At 50.1% G+C, this 20,985-nt stretch carries 25 protein-coding genes; all 25 read left to right on the forward strand.

Translation table 11 applies throughout. The annotated features are described in order from the left end of the window. Positions 1 to 18: 18 nt before the first annotated feature. The 25 genes from JRN21_09500 (at position 19) to JRN21_09620 (ending at position 20,985) form a co-directional block, all read left to right on the forward strand. Positions 19 to 348, forward strand: a complete 330-nt coding sequence (locus JRN21_09500; GenBank protein ID MDG6989533.1) for a hypothetical protein — start codon at positions 19 to 21, stop codon at positions 346 to 348. A gap of 118 nt (positions 349 to 466) precedes the next feature. Then, positions 467 to 766 carry a hypothetical protein gene (locus JRN21_09505; GenBank protein ID MDG6989534.1) on the forward strand — a complete coding sequence of 100 codons (300 nt, stop codon included), beginning with the start codon at positions 467 to 469 and terminating at the stop codon, positions 764 to 766. 78 nt (positions 767 to 844) lie between these two features. Continuing rightward, complete coding sequence (locus tag JRN21_09510) at positions 845 to 1,255, forward strand: hypothetical protein (protein MDG6989535.1); 411 nt, start codon at positions 845 to 847, stop codon at positions 1,253 to 1,255. A 376-nt stretch (positions 1,256 to 1,631) separates the two neighbouring features. Continuing rightward, positions 1,632 to 3,863: a hypothetical protein gene (locus JRN21_09515; GenBank protein ID MDG6989536.1), complete on the forward strand. Its 2,232-nt coding sequence runs from the start codon at positions 1,632 to 1,634 to the stop codon at positions 3,861 to 3,863. Positions 3,864 to 3,907: 44 nt separating this feature from the next. Further along, on the forward strand, positions 3,908 to 4,291 hold the full coding sequence (locus JRN21_09520) for a hypothetical protein (GenBank protein ID MDG6989537.1): 384 nt from the start codon (positions 3,908 to 3,910) through the stop codon (positions 4,289 to 4,291). 206 nt (positions 4,292 to 4,497) lie between these two features. Continuing rightward, the gene (locus tag JRN21_09525; protein ID MDG6989538.1) at positions 4,498 to 5,631 is read left to right on the forward strand and encodes a hypothetical protein; all 1,134 of its coding nucleotides are present in this window, start codon (positions 4,498 to 4,500) and stop codon (positions 5,629 to 5,631) included. Next, positions 5,609 to 6,853: a ParB N-terminal domain-containing protein gene (locus tag JRN21_09530; protein MDG6989539.1), complete on the forward strand. Its 1,245-nt coding sequence runs from the start codon at positions 5,609 to 5,611 to the stop codon at positions 6,851 to 6,853. The genes JRN21_09525 and JRN21_09530 overlap by 23 nt, the downstream gene beginning before the upstream one ends. 47 nt (positions 6,854 to 6,900) lie before the next feature. After that, positions 6,901 to 7,764, forward strand: a complete 864-nt coding sequence (locus tag JRN21_09535; GenBank protein ID MDG6989540.1) for a hypothetical protein — start codon at positions 6,901 to 6,903, stop codon at positions 7,762 to 7,764. A gap of 6 nt (positions 7,765 to 7,770) precedes the next feature. Continuing rightward, positions 7,771 to 8,838 (forward strand): hypothetical protein, encoded by a 1,068-nt coding sequence (locus tag JRN21_09540; GenBank protein MDG6989541.1) that lies wholly within the window; start codon positions 7,771 to 7,773, stop codon positions 8,836 to 8,838. Positions 8,839 to 8,880: 42 nt separating this feature from the next. Further along, entirely contained in the window at positions 8,881 to 9,105 is a 225-nt protein-coding gene (locus tag JRN21_09545) for a hypothetical protein (GenBank protein ID MDG6989542.1), read from the forward strand. Positions 9,106 to 9,429: 324 nt separating this feature from the next. Then, a complete protein-coding gene (locus JRN21_09550) occupies positions 9,430 to 9,786 on the forward strand; it encodes a hypothetical protein (protein MDG6989543.1) in 357 nt (118 codons plus the stop codon). A 102-nt stretch (positions 9,787 to 9,888) separates the two neighbouring features. Next, the gene (locus tag JRN21_09555) at positions 9,889 to 10,131 is read left to right on the forward strand and encodes a hypothetical protein (protein MDG6989544.1); all 243 of its coding nucleotides are present in this window, start codon (positions 9,889 to 9,891) and stop codon (positions 10,129 to 10,131) included. Between the two features lie 104 nt (positions 10,132 to 10,235). Beyond that, positions 10,236 to 10,550, forward strand: a complete 315-nt coding sequence (locus JRN21_09560; GenBank protein MDG6989545.1) for a hypothetical protein — start codon at positions 10,236 to 10,238, stop codon at positions 10,548 to 10,550. 15 nt (positions 10,551 to 10,565) lie between these two features. Next, positions 10,566 to 12,140 (forward strand): hypothetical protein, encoded by a 1,575-nt coding sequence (locus JRN21_09565; protein MDG6989546.1) that lies wholly within the window; start codon positions 10,566 to 10,568, stop codon positions 12,138 to 12,140. 46 nt (positions 12,141 to 12,186) lie between these two features. After that, complete coding sequence (locus tag JRN21_09570; GenBank protein MDG6989547.1) at positions 12,187 to 13,689, forward strand: hypothetical protein; 1,503 nt, start codon at positions 12,187 to 12,189, stop codon at positions 13,687 to 13,689. A gap of 78 nt (positions 13,690 to 13,767) precedes the next feature. Next, entirely contained in the window at positions 13,768 to 14,391 is a 624-nt protein-coding gene (locus JRN21_09575) for a hypothetical protein (protein ID MDG6989548.1), read from the forward strand. A gap of 24 nt (positions 14,392 to 14,415) precedes the next feature. Then, positions 14,416 to 14,928, forward strand: coding sequence for an ATP-binding protein (locus JRN21_09580; GenBank protein MDG6989549.1), 513 nt, complete (start codon positions 14,416 to 14,418; stop codon positions 14,926 to 14,928). Between the two features lie 298 nt (positions 14,929 to 15,226). After that, positions 15,227 to 16,399 carry a hypothetical protein gene (locus tag JRN21_09585; GenBank protein ID MDG6989550.1) on the forward strand — a complete coding sequence of 391 codons (1,173 nt, stop codon included), beginning with the start codon at positions 15,227 to 15,229 and terminating at the stop codon, positions 16,397 to 16,399. A gap of 13 nt (positions 16,400 to 16,412) precedes the next feature. Next, positions 16,413 to 16,880 (forward strand): hypothetical protein, encoded by a 468-nt coding sequence (locus JRN21_09590; GenBank protein ID MDG6989551.1) that lies wholly within the window; start codon positions 16,413 to 16,415, stop codon positions 16,878 to 16,880. Between the two features lie 3 nt (positions 16,881 to 16,883). Next, positions 16,884 to 17,084 (forward strand): hypothetical protein, encoded by a 201-nt coding sequence (locus JRN21_09595; protein MDG6989552.1) that lies wholly within the window; start codon positions 16,884 to 16,886, stop codon positions 17,082 to 17,084. A gap of 6 nt (positions 17,085 to 17,090) precedes the next feature. Beyond that, positions 17,091 to 17,549, forward strand: coding sequence for a hypothetical protein (locus JRN21_09600; GenBank protein MDG6989553.1), 459 nt, complete (start codon positions 17,091 to 17,093; stop codon positions 17,547 to 17,549). Position 17,550: 1 nt separating this feature from the next. Then, positions 17,551 to 17,988 carry a hypothetical protein gene (locus JRN21_09605; protein MDG6989554.1) on the forward strand — a complete coding sequence of 146 codons (438 nt, stop codon included), beginning with the start codon at positions 17,551 to 17,553 and terminating at the stop codon, positions 17,986 to 17,988. Further along, entirely contained in the window at positions 17,985 to 18,365 is a 381-nt protein-coding gene (locus tag JRN21_09610; GenBank protein MDG6989555.1) for a hypothetical protein, read from the forward strand. Before JRN21_09605 ends, JRN21_09610 begins: the two co-directional genes overlap by 4 nt. Before the next feature lie 28 nt (positions 18,366 to 18,393). After that, complete coding sequence (locus JRN21_09615) at positions 18,394 to 19,311, forward strand: PEP/pyruvate-binding domain-containing protein (protein ID MDG6989556.1); 918 nt, start codon at positions 18,394 to 18,396, stop codon at positions 19,309 to 19,311. After that, positions 19,312 to 20,985, forward strand: coding sequence for a hypothetical protein (locus tag JRN21_09620; protein MDG6989557.1), 1,674 nt, complete (start codon positions 19,312 to 19,314; stop codon positions 20,983 to 20,985).

Consider the following 20,985-nt stretch of genomic DNA (forward strand, 5'->3'; position numbering starts at 1 on the left):
GGACCTCCTGACTTCTAAATGGGCAATGAACTCGAAAAGGAGGTGAAAAGAAGAGTGAGAACAATAGTAGGACACCAGGGCGACGTGATCGTAGAGCGCGTCTCAGCAGTCCCGAAGAATGCCATCAAGGCTACTTCGAAGACTTTGAGCCTGCATAGCGAATCTGGCAACAACCACATCCTCGATGCGTCGGCGGTTTTCAATGCCGACTCCGAAGAGAGCTTCGTGGTAGCTGACGGGCCGACCCAGATGACCCATCCTCAGCATCCGACACTGAGTTTGGCACCAGGCATCTATGCGGTGAGACACGTCCGCGACTTCACGCCCAGGCGCAATATACTCGACTAGAGCGCCAAAATCTGTAACGAAGAACTGTAGGTGGCAGCGCCCCAGATTGTTGTACTAAGGGGCCCTACCACCACCGATGTCAGCAGCGCCGTTAAATAATCAAAAGTAGTTGAAAGATATGACCAAGAGGACAATCGTAGGACATCAAGGCGATGTCATCGTAGAGAGGATCTCTGCAATCCCGAAGACCGCAAGGAAGCTCGACACCAAGAAGATCGAGATGCACAGCGAGTCTGGTGTCAACCACGTGCTGGACGCTTCGGCCGTGTTCGCTGGAAGCGGCGAGACCGAATACGCGGTACTCGACACAGCTAGCACCATGACCCACACCCAGCACCCGAAGCTGGACCTAGCGCCCGGGATCTACGCGATCCGACACGTCAGGGATTACACCCCCCGACGTAACATGCTGGACTAGAAGTTCCAGAGAGAGGACGGACAGGCTATTGCCTGTCCGTTTCCTCCGTTTTTACGATTTACAATGGAAGTGACTCATGTGGAAGGCATCATATCTATGACTTCCGAAGGGTATCTGCAGCTCACACATAACGATCTGAAGGTCATCCTCGAGTCGCTTCCTGGCGAAAACGGCAGACTACGCTTCACGGTGGCCGGTATGATACCACCCGACAAGTGGATGATCGTAGAAGATGGGTCTGCATGTACTAGCATCCTAAACACGATAGACCATAGAAACCAAGAAGCTATGCTCAAGCTGGTAATGGGCACGGTCTATCCAAAGTGGGAGCAAGGCATCGCCATCAAAAGGGTGGTATCCGACCTGTCATGGGTCGAATCGCATGACTGGAAACAGTATCTGACGGCAGCAGGTCGGAGATCCCGCCGTGTGGTCAATCCAACGACGTTCTTGGAATTGATCGGCAGTGTGTCTCATGTGACCAACTGAGGGGTATAACAGTGACAAGCAAAAACGAAATTGCCGAAGCACTTGCAATCGTGGCGCAGCAGCCCAACCTTAGGGGAAGACAGAGCCGTGCCCCGCCGAAGGTTACGACCTTCGAGTGCGTTCATGAGTGGCAGCTAACGCCCGCCAGGAATGGAATTCTCTTCTGCCCGAAGTGCAGAGGATACTGGCATCTGGTCGTAGGTTGGATGAGAGAGCCAAGACGGGTCAAGAGCCTGATGAAAGATGACGGCGTAGTCAGGACTCAGAGGTAGACCTTGATGAAACAGACGAGAAATCAGGTCAGAAGAAACATGCCCCGACGCGCCGTTAAGAGCATAGTAAGGGATAATGTAAAATGAATCCAGAACAAGAACAATTGACAGACGTGAAAACCGAGACCAAGTTCTTCAGGCAACCAGGACCCAAGATAGACCCTCTTGCTATCGAGAAGGGGGCTATTACATCAGAGCTTTCGGCACTTGCTGATGACAACGGTCTGATTCGCGTTCAGCTAGACGCCGAGGCAGTACTTCCAAGGATAGCCAATGGCATCTACGCCAACTTCGAGAGCGGTTTCAGGGAAACTTATGCCAATGCCATAACAGCCTGTCTCAATGCCAAAGAGGTCTTCAAGGCAGATCCAAGGATCGAAATAACCTACGACGTCCAGAACAGGTTACTAGAAGTTGCAGAGATCGATAGCACCGGCATAACCTACGGAATGTTCAAGGACGTGTATGTCGTGGTCGGGCGATCCGGCAACTTCGACGCTACCAAACCTGGGCAGTTTGGATTTGGCCGCCTCGCTTGGACCACACTTTCTGACCGTATGATCCTAAAGACGAAGTACAGAAACAGTAGCGGTCAAACTGGCTGTTTCGCCGTTGAGGGCAAAAACGGCATGGCATTTGCTATACTCCCCACACCAGACTTGGAGTATTATGGGACCACAGTCAGTATGGTGGTCTATGAGAAGATAGACCCTCTCAGGCTGATTGCCTACATCAAGCAAGCTTGCAGACTGTCGCCAGTAGACACTTTCTTGACTCTGTCTGATGGAGAGAAGAAGGAACGCACCAAGCTCAACGACACCTACGAAAACGTCATGACTGACCAAAACCGTTTCATAAACGACTCGACCTACAGAAGCGACTACAACCAGTACAACTACAGTGAGGTCATAACCTTCAAACTACCCGGGTTCGATGTCTACGCCCTCAACATAACCTACCGCGCAAAGACCGACATGACTTCGATACCGAGCACAGAATCGGGAATCACAAGAGCAGTTCTTCTCAACCTCCCAGTGTATACCAACCTGAGGCTCCCATTCAGCAGAGCACTCATATGCATAACTGACGAGCGGGCATTTCCACCAACGGCTGACAGGGAACGTCTCAAGGAAGAAACAGAGGCCCAAATACAAAGCAAACTCTGGCCAGTATTGACACAGTATTTCTCGAAATATGTCGTTCACAACGTCAGTCAATTCACGAAACTGGACGTCGTTGATAGGGCTGTTCTCCTATCGTTCTCGCGCAGGCGTAACGGGTGGACTACTAATGACGGCCGTACGCTCTTGGACAGAGAGACTGACGAGTTCATCACCACGCTGTCTTTCAACGTCGACGTCAAGGGGATAAGCGAGAGGAGGAGGATCCAACGACTAGAGCTGGCGGTGATGCTAACCGAGTTCACCACCGACGAACTATTCATTGAAGATTCCAACTATACATCGAGACATCTGAAGCTGCTGAGACAGGTATACCCTCGCGCCATACTCATAATGGGGAAGGACTACCAGCAGATCGAGGTCCAGAACGTAATCTCTCAACTCAACCTGAGGAGTGCAACGCAATACATCACAGAGAACAACCTGAAACTCCCACGACCTCCTAGAACTGCCCGTGGATATACAATCCACCGGTCGAAACACCGTTCAGGATACTCGTTCGCTGATGAGACACAAACCTTTTCTGACGCAAAGGACATAACCATCGATAACCTAATCAAGGTCGGAAGGAAGGACTCCGTGACAAAATACTCGGAACTCCTCGAGTCATTTCCAACAAAATACACAGTCACATCAGCAACTAACATCAAAGGCGGCGAGGCACTAGATGACTTCATATCACGAGTAGAGGCAACCACCCAGGTAACAAACAAGGGACCCATGGCCGTGAAAGAGTTCCTCAAGTACGACTCCATATTCCTTACCATGCACGACAACCCTGCCATCGCACCCCTAGTCTATCCCAACGACACGAGACTCGTTGTCATCGACAATGTTGATCGCCTGTTCGAGATAGCAATGTACCTTACAAAGAACGGCAAGGCCTATGTCTCACGCCTCGACCCATCAGACGAATTCGAGGCAATTACAGGCAAAAAACCATACAAGTTCTACAGTGGATACAGCAGTCTTAACGACCGCGCCAACATACTGTGGACACTCCTGCGCATCTATGCTGCAGCCAAGGACAAGAACGTGGCTTACCTACTCATGAGAGGAGTAGGGCAATCCAGCACCGAAGAATTCCCGGAATCCACAGAACTGGCACTCAAGATCGCCAGTCAAGACCTTCCGACGAATCAGAAAAGGAAGTGAATGAAATGAGAAACTCACTAGAATTACTGAAGAAATACGAACCATTGATCAAGAAGATCGACGGAAGCAAAAGGAAGAAACGCCTTGTCTCCGTTGTACGAAAATTCCAACCAGACAAGGAACAAATGAAAGCCGTAATCGCCGAACTCAAAGCAGACCCACTCATGGACCCCTTCGTCGCTATCACCAAGGTCAGAAAAGGCGTTACAAAAGATGACTCACAGATTGTTATCAATCTAAGAGACAGTCGTGTTGTCAAGGCAAGCCAAAACGCCGCACTTGCAACCAATGCCAGTCAATCGGAAAACGCCACTGAAGCATACATCGAATGGCTAACATCACGGTCCTACCTCAGCAGAAATGTGGTAGAACAGCTTGAGACGCTTCAGTTTGTTGAAGAAGAACTAGGTACGAGCGAGCCAGACTAGGAAGGTATTTTCGACGTAACTTTCACAACAAGTTAGAGTTACGTCGAAAATAATCAGGACTGCTTAAATAGATACTTGTGTCAATAAGGCATGTTAGGCTTTCTTGGTGCATTAGCTGGTTTAGAAAAAGCAGAATCCCCCCCGCATGAACTTGGGATAAACGGGACCCTCGGCTTATCTAGTTTGAGCAGTCCGGTTGCTCTCGGATGCAGAACCCAGCAATTGAGGAGATGGAATTGAGCGAAGAAGAAAACAGTGGGCATGTCTACGACTCCATGTCGCCTCATGGAGAGGTCCCTCCATCTATGTCAGAGATGGGACAAATCTTTGGCGGTCGTGCCATGACAAGAAAGCAGTATGACTTCATCAAGGGCCAGTATGCTATCACAAAGAACGCGAGGCCGCACAACGTTGTGAAGGCTGCTGTCAGCACCCTTCCGCTCAGCGACCAGCTGAAACAGAGAATAATGGAACTGGTGGAGCCTCAGATTGAGAAGTACAGAAAGCAGAGCGGTCTCACTCTGAACCAAGCAGTGGCTTACCTCGTGAAGCAGGCTGCTTCGCAGGTGAGCATGATCACGACAAATGAAGAACTCCAGGACTATCTATCGAAGTCTAACCTTCGCCTCTTTAAGGTGAAGCGTGTTTCGTTCAGGATAATGACTGGTGAACCATCAAAGGTGCAAATACTTATCGATGGGCATCAGTACAAGGGGAAAAAGAAGCTTGTAAAGCTCCACAACAACATTTACGACCTCAAGTTGAAGCCCGATCTTGCTGACGTTGACAAGAACGGCGAATTGAACATACAACTCATAGGTGCGGTCGTCGCCATTTCAAAAAGTCAGTTCAAGGCAATCGGGACCATGTTCAACAACACCCGTGTGAATGTGCGGGTAAGCAGCAAGAGGTGTTTCAGCCTCTTCAAGACAGAGAAACGCGTCTCAAGCACTATAGACGACCAAGCACGTATACAGAGCCGCGATATGAAAATCGCGAATATCATGAAGAAATTTAACCCATCGTCCAACAACTACCCAATGAGCAGGACTATCTACGACAAGAGCGGCCACATGATAGATCTGCTCAGAGAGTACAAAGAGACCTACTATCGCATGATCCACGAGGACCATGGCAAGTCGCCTGAGACGATAGCCCTGAATGCACTGATGGAATCAGACAGAAAGGTGTTCGAAAAAATGACCCCAGAAACTAGGCAGACAGCAACGGAATTCTTCCGTATGGCATGGGATGGACTGGCAAGTAAGGAAGATATCAAGTACGTTGGTATCAAGGGCCTGCTTGTTCCGTCGGAATTTGAAAGGACAAGAAGGAGGTGAAAAAATGGTAACTAAAACTATTGACGAATACCAGGAACTGCCGCTTTCGAAGTGTGAACCACACTCTCTGACAATATTCAGATTCGACTACACAGGAACTGACGTGGAAGATCTTAGCGCTTCCATACTAGCCAAGGGACAGCTCGAACCAGGATACGCAGTGCTCGACGAGAAGACCGGGAAGTACCTGATCTACATCGGGCAGAAGAGACTGGCCGCACTCCAAATGGCTGCAAAGAAGGACAAGAATGTGAAGACCTACAAGGCGATGGTCAGCAAGAACATCTCCAACAGTGAGATCTTCACAAGGGCCTACATTGAGAATGAAGTGCGGAGCAACCTCGACTGGGTCGAGAAGCTCAAGCTTTACCACACACTCAACGACAGCTTTAACAGGAATGACAAGCAGGACATACTGACTGCAACCAAGCTGAGCCCAGCAAAGGTGGACGAATGTGCCAAGCTCTTTGACGTCTTCACCGAAGATGTCATGAAATCAATCTACGACACAGAGCGCAAGACAGGGTTCAGGCTTACAATGAAGCACCTTGACGAGATCGTCAGAGTCAAGAACCCAGACAGCATGATAGCCCTCGCTGACCACGTCTGCAAGACGCAGATGTCTGCAAGCACACTGGCATCACTCATTGACAGCAAAGCACTGATCACAATCCTTCCAAAGCTCGAGGAACCATCTACCACTGGCTCCGATGGATATGAGCCAGCAACAAGCAGCGGCTCTTCTGCAGATAATGACATGGAGGGCCCAAGCTCAACCCCAGATGTACCAATGCCGAAGGCTCAAAAGGTCAACGGTGATTGGCTCACGGGCGACGGCTACATGGTCGAATGCCCGAAGAAGAGCTGCGGGGCAGTAAATTTCTTCGAGGCAACTATTGTTGCCAAGGTGAAGTTTGCCGACCCACTTTCGAGCCCTGCTAACACAGTGTCAGCCGAGACTGATGTGGCTCCCAACTTCGCAGTTGAGGCGTCGCACTCATGCTGGAAATGTGGCGACCAGTTGGTAGTGAAGTTGGCGTCTGTCGAAGACTCGGGTCTCACCGATGCTGTCTCAAAGTCTGGTGACTTGAGAGCGCACTCGGAGAAGCCTGTGAAAGTATCTGTCTTCTGCGACGTCGACAAGAAGAAGTACACTGTCACGGCAAACGACAAGCAGTACGTCTTGGACAAGAGCGGGAAGTTGAAGCCGGAGGGACGTTAAGTCCCTCCCGGCGGTTCTTTTTGAACCAATAGGTGGCTTAATTGCAAGTGAAAATATACAACGTCAATGACATCTACAAGGCGCTCAAGGTAGCAATCTCCAAGCAATCCAAGGGAAGCACAAAACTTGCAGGACTTGACGAGTTCTGTGCTAGCAATAACCTGAACTACAAGTCAGCTTCGTTACTGATCGAAACAATGGGCAACCTCCATCCCGACTTGGTAGACCTGGTTGTAATCAGCCGTGGTGGGAATTCCAAGAACTTCGTGCAATCACTGGCATCGAGGCTTCATGTATCAACCATCAGCCCAACGTTATCTAGCAGATCGTTCGTCATTCCATACTCCTTTGCCCGATTCATAGCGAGGCTTGACAGTGACGACCAGATAACATTCGTCAACCGCTGGAAGGACAATGGGCTTGATGTAAACTTTGCGTCACTGGAGGCTCTCACCGCTCGTTCAAAGATTGATGGATTTGAGTTTGCATACCAGCAGACCTTCACTACCTACGCCCAACGCCTCGAAATCCAGCAGGCAGCACTAATCCGAGCCGCCGGAGCACGAGGGTCCGATTTGGTGGACGAACTGATCAAAAGCGGGTACGATGCCAACATTGTAACTGCAACTGTTAATGCTCTTACCTATGCTGGTATCTTGAAGAGGGACAACAAGCACAATGATTATGAACTTGGCGACAAGGCTCATGACATATTCGAAAGGGCATTCAAGGGTCAACCATACAATGCTATGGCCATATGGCTCTCAACGATGTTCAGTGACATCGGGATTCTCCGTGTTACCTCCAACAAGTACAAGATGAAGCAGATACTGAAGGCAGTGAGGGAGAAGCTCGAATATTACGAGAAGCAAGTGGATGCCAAGGTGCCAATCCCGAATCTGAAGAAGTGACCTAACATGCAGCAAGCAAAACAGACGAAGGTGCGTCTGGGGAAGAGGGTACTGCTCAACAGTGAGCAGATAGAGTTGGAGGGTCCATCTGAGGAGCTCCTAAGGTTGACTGTCGACATTTCGTCGATACCAAATGCCAAGCATATGGAGTTCGTCACCGGCCTTACAAGGAAGCTGAAGTCCATTGATACCCGTTACAGGAAGGGGGCCGCGAAGGGTGGCAAGCGGGTATTCGTGGGTTACGGCAAGAATAGTAAGGCGGCAACGTTCTATTGGGTCCCGCTCTACATTCCCAATCTTCTCAAGCGGCTCAGGACTGTCAGGTATGACATTCTGCAGCACCACGGTGACATTCTCACCATCGGAAAGAAGAGGGTCCACATAGTGATGGTGAACAAGATCCCTGACCTTCAGAAGGAGATAGACGAGTTGAATACTCGTCTTATGAAGAAGGCCGTGATTGACGGGATCGACAGGTACAGTACCAGCAAGAAGTGGGGAGAGGTACAGTCCTTCCTTGCAGGCTATGGTATCAGTGTCGAGACGCCGCAAAACACAGTCTATCCAATGAGGGTGGAGCACAGTCAGATCTGGATCGAGCCATCGGTCTACATCAAGTACGCAGAGGACCGCGTGAAGGACATGCTCGGGAAGATCTCCGATGAGGAGAAGGCCGGGCTTGATGACCTCAAGAAGCGGATGCAGATGAAAGAAGCCGAGATGGTGAAGGCCATTGAGGACCGCTTCAAGGATGAACTCAGTGTCTTTGTACACTTGCTCGCAGAAGCCGCCGGCGGAAAGCCGAAGGCCGTCAATGCGAAGTACAAGAAGCTGAGACAGAAGCTGGTCGTCAGTGGTGCGGACTCCACTTCCCAGGTCTTCAACGTCCTTGATAACGTGGTGGATGCCCTGAAATCAAGGAAGGCTGACAAGGCCGACTCTATCAAGAAGGCCTCCGAAGCAGTTGCGCAGTTCCTTCAGATTGCCCCACGGGGCACTGCTGAAGAGAACCTCAGACTGGCGGCTCAAGCATTGAAGGGTGACAAGGCGAGCATCTTCCTGGAGCTACTGTAGCTCCGGGAAGACTGTTTTATAATTGCAAATAGGTAGTGCACGATGCCAAAGAAGAAATCAGATGAAGAATTCGCAAGAGAGGTAGAATGGGCTCTCAAAGATCCCCCGAAATTCGAGGGGTTAACGGTAACAGACCTAGCAGAACGCCTTAATGAGCCCGTGTCTACCAACAGAGTCCACCGCGAGATTCTTACTAACACAAGACGCAAGACCAAGCTCTACACCCTACTGGAACATAGGGGTATTGGCAGCAAGCAGAAGACGTAGGCGCCCGCCTTTTATTCAGAACTACAGTGGTGACAAAAAGATGTTGGAAATACACATAAAACGAAGCATAATCCGTGTCTACTTCCGTAGCTACACCGACGAGTCCGTGGTCAAGTCCCAACTGAATGTCGATTCCGACGGGGTATACAAAGCCCCAGATAACACGAGTCAATGGTGGCTAGCGAACGGTCGGGAAGGCGTCACTTGGTACTACGATGAAAAGAAGCGGGACAACGCACTATCGAAGGACAATAAGGAGCGCAATCATCGTGTCTCGTTCGTGATTCCCCCATATGGTATTTCATTCATAGAGGTCGACTCGGCGTGAGCACAGAGGTTGCGGCATTACAGCCGGGACCTTCCATGCCCACGATTGAGTGTGAAAAACAGTTCCAATTCCTTAGCAGGAATAAGCCTGGGGTGTTTGTCCTCTATGCGTTCAGCGACTCTGGTCATGGCTGGGTAAGGATCAGGAAGGATGTGCTTGGGCGTCTTGGGATAGCTGGTAAAATAACCCCCTATTCATACATGCGAAGGCAGTTCGCCTATCTAGAGGAGGATGCTGATGCATCGCTTCTAGTCGAAACATTGCTGCGCCGCGGGATAACCGTGACGTATAGGGATAGGACCGCCGACGGCAGGTCCAGAATTCGCATGTTCGAAAGCTACAGGAAGCCGTGACCATGCCGCTCTCTGACAATCCAATCAATGCGGCGTTTCTCAAGGGCGAGATACGAAAAGCGTGGGCACCAGAGCGTGAATTGTAACTTGCCAAAGGAAGTAATGGGCGAAGGAAACCCCAACTACGGCATATTCCCATCGGCTAAGAAGGCCGCTCGTTTCATGGAGCTCTCAGAGAGGGCCATGGACGGCGGCCTCCCTGCCAAGGAACTTAACGAGTGGGCCAGGCTCTATGTCCTAGCCAAAGGTGTGCTTCCTGGTGAGATGGAGCTAAGGCGCGGCCGGTTAGTCTACAAAACTACTGGCAAGCAAGTCGTTGCTTCCAAACTCACCCAGGCCGATTGATACCATCGGAAAATCGAAGACTTTGGTAGAGAAATATGCCAAGACTAGAACAAGAAGCAGACAACGTGGTCGGCAACTGCACAAGTAGGGAAGGCTGGTAACAAATGAGTCTCCAATTCAGCAGATATCTCGTGATTGCTCTCTGCATCGATGATGCCGTGGGTTCCAAAGATGTTGACGGGGTATACGTATTCGAGGCATCGTTCGCCTCGCCCAAGTTCCAGAGGGAATACTTCCAAAAGATACTTGGATGCCCTAGCACTACCACACTCAATGGGAAAGAAGTCGGTTGCTTCATACTACCAGATGGTGTAAAGGCTATCGATGTTTCCATGGCCACACGCATGGCCAGAGCCAAGTTCACAGACGGGCATGGTTCAGTTGGAACGAAGTTAGAGATTGAAGGAGAATACGATTAAACGAGGAAAAAGAAAATGCCAAAGAAGAAATCAGATGAAAGAGAGGTTCCACTGACCGGAAATGAGGAATTTGATAGAATATCGAAGTTCCTCAGAGACACTACCACACTGGTCTCCATGAACTACATGGGTCTTACTCAGAGGGATGCTATCAAGACTCTCTGGTGTGGCCTCCTGACCAAGGGGACTGTGCTGCTCTATGGGTCTCATGGGACCTACAAGACCAGTATGTCAAAGTTCCTTGGGAAGCTGTTCACGAAGCCCATATACCGGGTGAAGTTTAGCGTCGACAGTGCTGAGCAACTGAGGTCGAGGCTGCATGTGCTTGCTGAAGAGCTATGTGTAGACGAGGAGATGTTGAAACGCAACCTTCTGGCTGGTATCGATCTTCAGTATGCCCAGTATGGGGGCAAAGTCGAAGTCATGGGTGTCGTTGATGCTATCAAGTACAAGATGAAGGGCGACGTTGAGCGCATCCCTCTTGACGTGTACATCAGGCAGGTGAACACTTTCTCAGAGCAGGAAGATGTTGTCGGTTACGGCATCGACAATCCTCTCCTTCTGAAAGACGCTCCACCTCATATGGTGAAACGAAACTACATGGCAAGCGCTGACTTCGTCGTGCTCGACGAGGTTTTCAAGAACCCAAGGCTCATCAGCATCCTCCACAACATGTTGAACGACCGGGAATACGATTCAGTCGTAGGCACCGGGCATGTTGAACCTGAGGCTATAATCCTACTCACTAACCCTCTCAACGATAACTACCAAAGCAACATCTCTCTCGTAGATTTCGCGAGTTTAGACCGATACATGTTTAGTGCCTCCGTGTCTTCGCCAACTAGTGCTGAGATACGCATAATGCAAACCAGGTTCAACTCACATGCTCCAATAGAGCCACTTCCCATAGAGGCAGTCTATGAGGCGCGTAAGCTCTTGAAAGAGGTCAAGGTCCCTGCAGAGATCCAGGCTTTCATTGAAGGATTGCTTTCGGCGATGTCGAAGTGTTACTTCAATGTAGAAGGCAATACCAAGGCCGATGGGGCTGATGTCTTCGCAGTGGAGCATGAGTGTTCCCTCTGTAAGTTCGGCGGTGCTGCTGGCGAAGGCAATTGGTCCATATGTTCAAAGGCAAACGTCGCAAAGGTGCGCAGTAGTATAGCCATCACTAACGCGGTCAAGGTGAGTGCTTTCATAGAAGGGCGCCTGACTGCCAACGATGATGACGTACTGTTTGCTCTCAAGCACGCACTTCCCCACCGCATAAAGTGGAGCGCAGACTTCAAGGCCGACATCCTAAAGTCGACTGACGAAATCATCAAGCGATACAACGAGCTCCTTGTCAACTTTGCAGACCAATTCAGCAGGATTGAAGGGTTCATCAAGTCGCGAGACATCGCAGAGGGCCTCAAGATCCGCAACGACAACAAAGATGTTCCCGTTGTCATGGCCTTCCTCGATGAGTTCCTGGACCGGGTCAAAGAATCCGCGATGACGGATCGCGATACTGAGACACTTGAGCGGCTTGAGAAGAAGGTGGACATAAGTGGCGCACTCAAAACACTCGGACGTAAGCCAAGTAGTTCGTGAGATGCAGGAGCGGATACGCCCCGCTCCTCCTCCCGTGGCTCATAAGGTGACCAAGATAAGCACTTTTGGGATTGACACCAAGCGAGAAGTAATGTATCTTCCCGAGTGGCATAACGCACCTGATATCTGGCCCTTCATCCACGAGTTTGTTGTCCACGAGTACAATCACACCAGAATTTGCGGCATTCCGTACACCTACATAGAGGGGAAGCGTCTCGAAGCTGCAATAATGGCAGGGCTCAAGAACCCATATGACGGCAACGAGAAGTTGCCAAAGGGGGTTGCCGCGGACCTGCTCAACATAGTAGGAGACGCCGTCAACAACATCTTCATTCACGGCCAAAAGTTCGCCGGTCACACCTTCAACATGAGGGCGACCCAGGAATCTTGGGTAAAGCGCTTTCCCCCTACCAAACAGGACGATGGCGTTGGCAAGCAGGTGGATGGGTATTACATCCTGAACCTTGTGTTCCAGCACTTCTTCGGGGGCAAGATCCTCATCGACAAGCCAGTCTCAGGGCGTGTTGAGTTCAAGCAACTCATTGACGACATAAAGGGACTGGTAGCCCAGGCACGCACAAATCCCGCCACCAAGGACACCCAGCTCGTGGTTGGTGCGGCGAAGATGATATGGGAACTCTCTGACCACAACGACCAAGACAGAAAAGACCATTGCCTTGCGCCGCGCTCCGCTGAGGGAGACGAGCTCAAGAAGCTTGCAGAAATCGCGGTCGAGTTTGGCCTAGATGTCAAAGACCTTATCGATCTCGCAGAAAACCCTGATCTCACCAAACCCGAAGCAGAGAAACTGCTCGCCCAGGCCAGGAAGTCGAAGTCGGCCGAGATGATCTACAAGTCTCAGGTCGGGTTCAGGAACTTCGTAGGGGGTGCCGGCCAGCCAATATATGCGCCATCGAGCAAGCACTTCAGACCGAGCGACAAGAACGTCTCCATTGAAAGTGTAGCCCTCTATCCCAACGATCCGAGGCGCTGGAGGACACCAACGAAGTACATTCTCACCAGCGTCCAGACCAAGTACGAGAAGGAACTGGGGTTCAAGAAGGTAATCGGCATAGTCGACAATTCTGGGAGCACCAGCGATCTCTTCAAGGGAAGGATGGTACTCCTTCACGAGTTCGACGTGCTGGCATCTCTCTGCGGATTCGCCATCGACAACAGGCTCCCGATGGATGCGTATATCTTCAATGACAATGTGGTATCGCTCCGTGGGAAGCCACAGGAACTGCTAACGAAAGCACTGGAATACACATCACACGGCGGCACCATACTCCGCTTGCCCTTGGAGCGCATCACCAACGAGAAGGATTGCTTGGTTGTCATCATCACAGACGGCGAAGTCAATACTGGTGATGTAAAGATGGTCACGAAGCTCACCAGCAGCAACAAGGTCATCGGGATGGTTGTTGACAAGAACTACAGCGACAATGCGATGGTAACCACGCCAGTGAAGAACTTCATCCTCTACACCGCTAATCCGAGTGGTGGGCAGGCTGTGATCTTCAACGAGTTGAAGAACGCACTAGCATAACGCCGAAAGATGGCATGCCGGCACTTTTTGGTCCGGCATACCTTCCCACGACTGTAAGAATTACACGAGGGATTACCTATGGCAACAACCATTCTACTGCACGCCACACACTCGGCAAAAGTTGGGTCCATAATGGCCCATGGCTTCAGGGTATCGAAGCATACCAAGCGTGGAACCGCCTACGATGATGATGGGATCACTATCGATGAGAGGCGGCTGGAAGCATACATGCAATCCGAACAAACCCTTGAGAAGGTCCGCCAGGAGGTAAGACCGGATCTACCCAGTCGGCTGTATTCTGTCTTCTTTCAGTTTCCTGAGAGTAACGAATGGTTCGAAGATAGCAGAGCCGCCAGAGTTAGCGAAGACGCAATGGGGAGACCAAAGTACGACTTCGGATGCGGGAGAGATGTTGTGTTGGTCATAGACGCGGCGCGCATCTCGGTACAGGGCGCCATAGGAGATAACGCTCTCTCGGATGAAGTGTTCAGAATATATTGGTGCCAGCAGCTGGAGCGCAAAGCAGAACTCGAGGATCCTGTAGAAAGAGCCAGGAAGTTCTGGGAGAATTCCAAACCATTCGATGTCACGGCAGATTATCCCGAGGGGCTCGAATTTCCCGAAATATGGTACCCGGGGGTAATACCTCCTAGGGTTGTGGTGCAGCGGTATGACAGCAACCACCCCTTACCATCGCGTTAAACGTTCAATTTGAGATGAATGGTATTGGCAAATAACAAGCGCAACGTCTTACTGGTGTTCTGTGGACTGCCAGGGAGCGGGAAGAGTACTGTAGCGAAAGAAGTGGCCAAGAAGCTAGGGAACACGGTCGTCGCAGCGACAGATACCTTCAGATTCATGATCTATGAGCCAAAGTACACCTCCGAAGAGTCCAAGTTCATCTATGACAATGCGATGTCATTCGCCGCAAAGGCTCTTGAGAGGGGTTACAACGTAATTCTGGACGGGACTTTCCTCAAGGAGGATTACCGCCAAGAAGCTCTCAAGAGACTAGGTGGACTCTATGACGAGGGCCATGTGGTATTTGTCAAATGTGATGTTCGTGAGGCAAGGGCAAGAAACATCGCCAGGGAGAATGTAGTGCCTGATGACAGTTTTGACAGGATGTGGTCGGTCCTAGAACCACCTGTCAACGCCATCATAGCTGATACCTCTAACTCGGCAGGAGAAGCCGTCTTAGCCATACTGGGCGCACTCACCTGCATAAAGACGGCATAGGACTTTTGATAAAATGGTGGTGAAACGACATGATGTTCAATACATCCAAGCTAGTCAGGTTCAGAAAGTGCAGCGATTGCCGAAAAAGGGTTGCCCTAGTAATCGGCAACGAGACGAACATACTAACAATAGAACTGAGATTCAGGCGTACTTGCCCGCAGTATCCTAACATCTGTCTCAAGTGTGATGCGGCCGAAGGCAAGCTAGAGCGGTTTGTGGAAGCAGCCGAAGAAGAGCAAATGAGGCTGATAGCTGAGAGTTCCGCCCGTTAAGAATCTGGCTGAATATTATCCTGGAAGTGGAAAACATGAATGTCACTGGGAGCGTTAACTATCTCTTTATCTACGACGTAGGCGACGAGATCAAGTTAGACGAAGTCAAGAAGTCACAACTCACCACACCAATAGGGTTGAAGTGGTCAACATTGAGGCCGAAGTATGTTACGGTGACTCCTGCTCCACTGCTAGTCCACATGGACAAGGAGCGCGTGCTGTTCCCCGACTTCACTATGGCAGAAGGAAATACAACAGATGTTGACATTGTTGTGAAGGCGTACGCTATCGGGGCCATCTCCGTCAACATATCGGTGCCTTTCTCTGACAGAAGCCTGGAGACTATCCCAAGGTATGATGAGGCAAGAGTACGTGTGGATGGAACAGAAACTACCTTCAAAAACATCGCCAAGGGCGTTGTCGAAAAGGTAACCGACAAGATCAAGCAGAACATAGTTGACGTCCGTAACGGTACCGAGCCGGAGGAGTACACAACCTTCTGCATAAGCCACTCTGACGTCAAGATCGATGAACGCTACATAGCCAATGTGCCAGAGCTAAGGCAGGTTCTTGCGAAGATAATCAACGGCGACAGAACTAGTACCAGCTTTGCAGAAGACCAGGTCGCTAATTCGCTCAAGCACAAGGTCTCATATTATGAGAATGACGTAGTTTTTGTCGACTGGAGTTCGGCAGTTGTCGTTGACTCTGCCGGGGACTTCGGAGACGTTCTCTTTGTCATCGAGCTGGCCAACTTGCAGCTTCTTGAAATGCGGTACTACGACGCCGTTCTTGACAGGCTTGTAGACGAAGCGTCGCATGAAGTGAAGAAGCGCACAGGGTTGAAGGCATTGCTTCTTGGTTATGGTAAGACAGCTACCAAGGTCGCAGAACAGAAGCTCGAGGTCAACGCTATCCTCGAAGCCACAAAGAACTACACAAAGTTCGTAGGTGATTGGTACCTCGCCAGGGTATACACCAGCTTGGCCGAGAGGCTCCGTCTCAAGGACTGGAACGCAACACTTGAAAGCAAGCTAAGCATACTCGAAGATCTCTACGACCTGATCATACGCCAAGTTGAAGGCAGGCGTAATATGATTCTTGAGATCATCATCGTTGCGTTGATTCTAGGCGAGATAGCAATGAGCTACTTCCAACGGACGTACGTGCCGTTGCATGCTGTCACTACACCGCCATAAAGGTGAAACAACATTGGTAAATCAACCAGAAAGTCAGGAAACGAAAACAAACGTACGCCGGGACGCGGATGCGAAGACTGTCTCACTAGTGGAACGAGAGATAATCGAATCAAAGAACTACGAAACCAAGGAACAGGTCTGGAAGCATTTTGAGGGAGTGCTAGACTTGTTAACTTTTGAAAGCGCAATAGACCAACTCCTCAATGCTGGCAAGATAATGTTCGACGGCCAGTCAATAATCTACACTGGAACCAACAACACCAAACTGCAGGCTCTTGTAGATTCCAGTGTCTCTGTGCATTTTCCATCAAGAACACGACTGGTAGAACTGGCAAAGAAACTCCGCAACGCAGAAGACACGAACCTGCGCAGGGGCTACGCTGGCGAGTTTGCATACTACAGGTACCGTGACGTCGATGACGTCGCTAGCACCCTCGAGGAAATGACCACCAAGGAAAAGGAACCAGGACAAATGGTGTAAGACATGGACCCAAGATATCTTTTGGGCGCAAGAGTATACGCCGTAAAATCAAGCACAAAGGACGGAACAATCCTTGCCATAAGGGTAACAGCAAAAGACGGAAAACGGTGGGCAATACCTGTAGTAGCAGAGTACATCGAACAGGTGAGTGTGGGTACGGGATTCAGAACACTGGTACCAAAGTCAGTATCAGAACAAAAGTGATTCAACTTGATAACATTCCTCATGACTCATGGACGTTTCCTAGAACTGAGCACAAAAGGGAAGCTCAGTGTAGCTACCATAGACTATCCATTTGCCAGTCGACCGGTCTTGGTGCAAACAACCTTGCCGAAGGGGTTTGACTTGTATCACAATGGTGCCGTCTACAAGCCCAACTGGTTGCCAATTCCTGTTGGAGAGAGATTCGTGGCTGTCGACGAAGAGACAAACGCAAAAGTAGAGGCAAAGGTAACTGCCAGATACGCGCCACCCTACCAACAGCACCTGTTACGGAACCATAAGAATAAGTCTGCGTACAAGGATCTTCTCGAGACGGTAACGCACTTTGTAACAGTCGTCTCTGAGCGTAAGTTTGCTTGTGACTGTGGCTGGAGCGGCTACGAAAATGAGAAGCGTAGTCACCAGCTCATTGACGAAAGTATAACCTCCAAAAATATGGTGAGCTAGCATGGCACAAAAGAATAAGAACATAGTTGACATGCAGTTACGCGAATCAGAACAGGCGAGACCGCGCAAGCCGGCTTTGCACCAAGTGCCAAGCGAGTCATGGGTGGACCTCTTCGGTAAGATCGAAGAAGCAAAAGCAACCCTGGTGTTCGCCCGAATGAAGATCCGCTCTGACCGTGCCATGTTCAACTTCAGCAACTTCGTGAGAGGGTTTGTCATATACGTAGATGCTCTCGCACAAGTAGACGCTAGCTTAGAACGAAAGATGACAGACTTCGGGGATGTCAACAACGTCAAGTTGATGGCAAGGTCGACGATGCTGATCTATGGCAGATGTATGCCTCGTGAGAAAGGGGACGGCGACTGGACACCAGTAAGCACCATCCCTTACGCACAAGTGCGCTTGCCAGAATGGGAAAAAGGAAGGGATAAGAAGTGATCTCAACAGAGACGATAGAAAACATAGTACGGGTATCGTCAGATAAGTATGTGGGGCAAGGAGTAACCGCGAGCTTAGGGCCGTCGCCACCACTTTACACCGGCATCGCGTTTGTAGCGAAGTCTCCCAAGGTCACAAGCAACATCACTGGAAACCACATCCTCGTTGTGAAGGAGACCTCCCCAGATTACATGTTCGCGATGGAACATGCGTTGGCGATAGTTACCCAAGTAGGCGGCATAACCTCTCACGCGGCCATCACAGCACGCCAGCTAAGGAAACCAGCCATAGTAGGCGTTGACAAGCTGATGAAAAGTGTTGCCAACGGTGACCAGATCACAATCGATGTCTCGACCGGAATTGTCTACAAGTCGTAGCAGGAATCAGAACTGGAGGAATTGACATTTGGCAAATAGTGTAGTATTCTTCGATGACCGCAGCGTCAGACGAGACGCCAGAACGCTCGGGGGGAAGGGTAAGAACCTGATGATACTCACTGCACTCGGGCTTAACGTGCCTCCAGGATTTGTAGTTCCTGCTGCTGTCTTTGATGATTTCATTAGCCCGATCGTATCAAACATACGAGCAACAATAACATGCACGGACTTCTCGAACCGTGTATCAGTCACTACGGCGAGCAGGCGTATCAAGGGGTACTTGTCCCGGATTGATATCGATAGAGCAACGCAAGCCAACATCATGTCGGCCGCCGTGAAGATATCTGGTGCAAAGTTTGCAGTGAGATCTAGTGCCACCGCCGAGGATAGTAAAACAAACCCATTTGCGGGCATCGCTGAAAGCGTCCTCAATGTCGACCCCTCTGACATACCTATCAACCTGAAGCGAGTATACTCGTCTCTATTCTCAGAAAGGGCGTTGGTCTACCAGAATGGCCGAAGCATCCGCAGCGCCAGTATGGCAGTGGTCGTCCAGAAAATGGTAAGAGTGAGAGCGGCCGGCGTCATGTTTACCCAAAACCCGATATCGAACGATGATAACGCAGTTATCGAGAGCTCGTTCGGTCTCGGCGACTTGGTAGTACGGGGAAGAGTAACGCCCGACCACTTCGAGGTTACATATGCTGGCCAGATCCTCAACAGGCACATACCTCGCAAGACCATCGAGCTTTCCAACGAGAACACGATGGTTAAGATACCAAAGAAGATTGGTGTTACGTCATCGATATCCGATGACGAGGTATCAGAGCTAGCCAAGACGAGCTGGACGATAAAGAAGTATTATGGCGTCGACATGGACATCGAGTGGGCTATAGACGGTAATGGCATGATTTACGTGCTTCAAGCAAGACCATTGGTGATATGAATGGTATTCATGGGAACTGCAAAATTAAGACATGTGGTCTATACAAAAAACATAGGAAACAACCGCATCAAAGAAATAGATGCAGCACTAGAACTGCAGCAGAACATACTAAGCTTTGCCAGCGGCGCCCAGGTAATAAGCGAAGCACTGTTCCTCGCTAACAAGACCAAGGACCGGCCAGCAAAGGCGAAGCTTACTGAAATCGCAAGTCATGTCCCCTCAGACAGTGAACTTTCTGAGGCACTAAACATACAGTTGAGCCTGCAGACGAAAGTCGGCAAAGACGCCCCTGACCCAAGCTACATAATGTTGCCAACGGTTCTGCGCCAATGCCTCTTCAATCTGTTGAGCAGCCTTCTGTCATCTGCCACACACCTCAACGTGCTTACCCAGGCTGACAAGGCGAAACTCAACGAATATCGCACGGCCCTTGAGAGTGATTTCTTCCTTGACGACCTTAAGGACCTAGGGAGTAACGGGGGAATCGTGAACCATATTCACAAGGCCCTTGTAGCTCTAAAGAAGAAGGAACTTGTAGGCGCCCTTGAGAAGCCGTCGAAAAGAATTGTCGTCGAAGCGCAGCTTCTCGAAGACAGCAGGGTAGCAGGGTTCATCAAACAATGGCAAACAATGGGTGCTGAGAAGATTCTCGACCAAACTACCGGAGTAACTACTAGTGGGGTCTTGATCACAAGTGGGAAGAAGAAAGGGCAACTGGAGTTCCAGATCCAGGTTGGCCAAGCTAGCAATCACTCGATAGTCATCGAAGACGACGCAAGCAATATCAGTCTACTCTACAACGACCACGATGACGGCCGTATTTCACTGCTCAAGGAGATTCTGCAACGAGTAGGGTTCACTGTAAGCAAATATTCGGGTTCACTTACCGCCGTGGGACCAAGCAAACCGGCGACATACGTAACACTTGCCAAAATCATACCCAACATGGTGGACCTCGACTATGTCAATGGCTTCCAAACTGTGTCTGCCTCAGTCAAAGAGACGGCAATTCAAGGAATACTTGCAGGCTATCCTGTCACGCTTCGCAGAACGACCGGCACCGCCAACATCAAGACATACGAAGCAGCTTATCAACAGCTTACTGGGAAGAAGGCGAAGAAAACAAAAGCTACTGCGTACTCGCCGGCACAAGAGCAGACAGAGGAGACGCTAGGGCATGGTGGATTCTATCCTCCTGGTACTATAGTCTGGATCACAGGAGGCGAAGGCTACGCGGAGGAGACACCCCTTAATCCACAGGAAACGCTCTACTATGACAACGACTACCTCTACGTCAAAAGCCTGACTACTGGAACACAATACACAAAAACTCCATCGAAGGTAACACACCTGGTGCCGTCAGGGGCTATCGTTCCAAATGGTGTTTCCAAGTTCAAACTAAGCGACGGAAGTACAGCTTATACTAGATCCCCAAAGAAAAAGGTGAATGCAAAATCTACTGTAGTCAAAGTGGCTCCGAAGTCTGCACCGCCAGCAGGAGCTATCAAATCGATAGATGATCTTCAGGAAGGCGACAAATACATCATCCTGGGCGGAGGAAACGCAGGAACGGTAGTAACGCTGGTAAAGAAGCTAAACGACAACGCTGTACTAGTTCAACTGCCTGATGGCAAGAAGACAGGCAAGTACTATTTCAACCTAGGATACAAGTGA

Source organism: Nitrososphaerota archaeon (assembly GCA_029785825.1).
GTDB lineage: Archaea > Thermoproteota > Nitrososphaeria > Nitrososphaerales > Gagatemarchaeaceae > UBA183.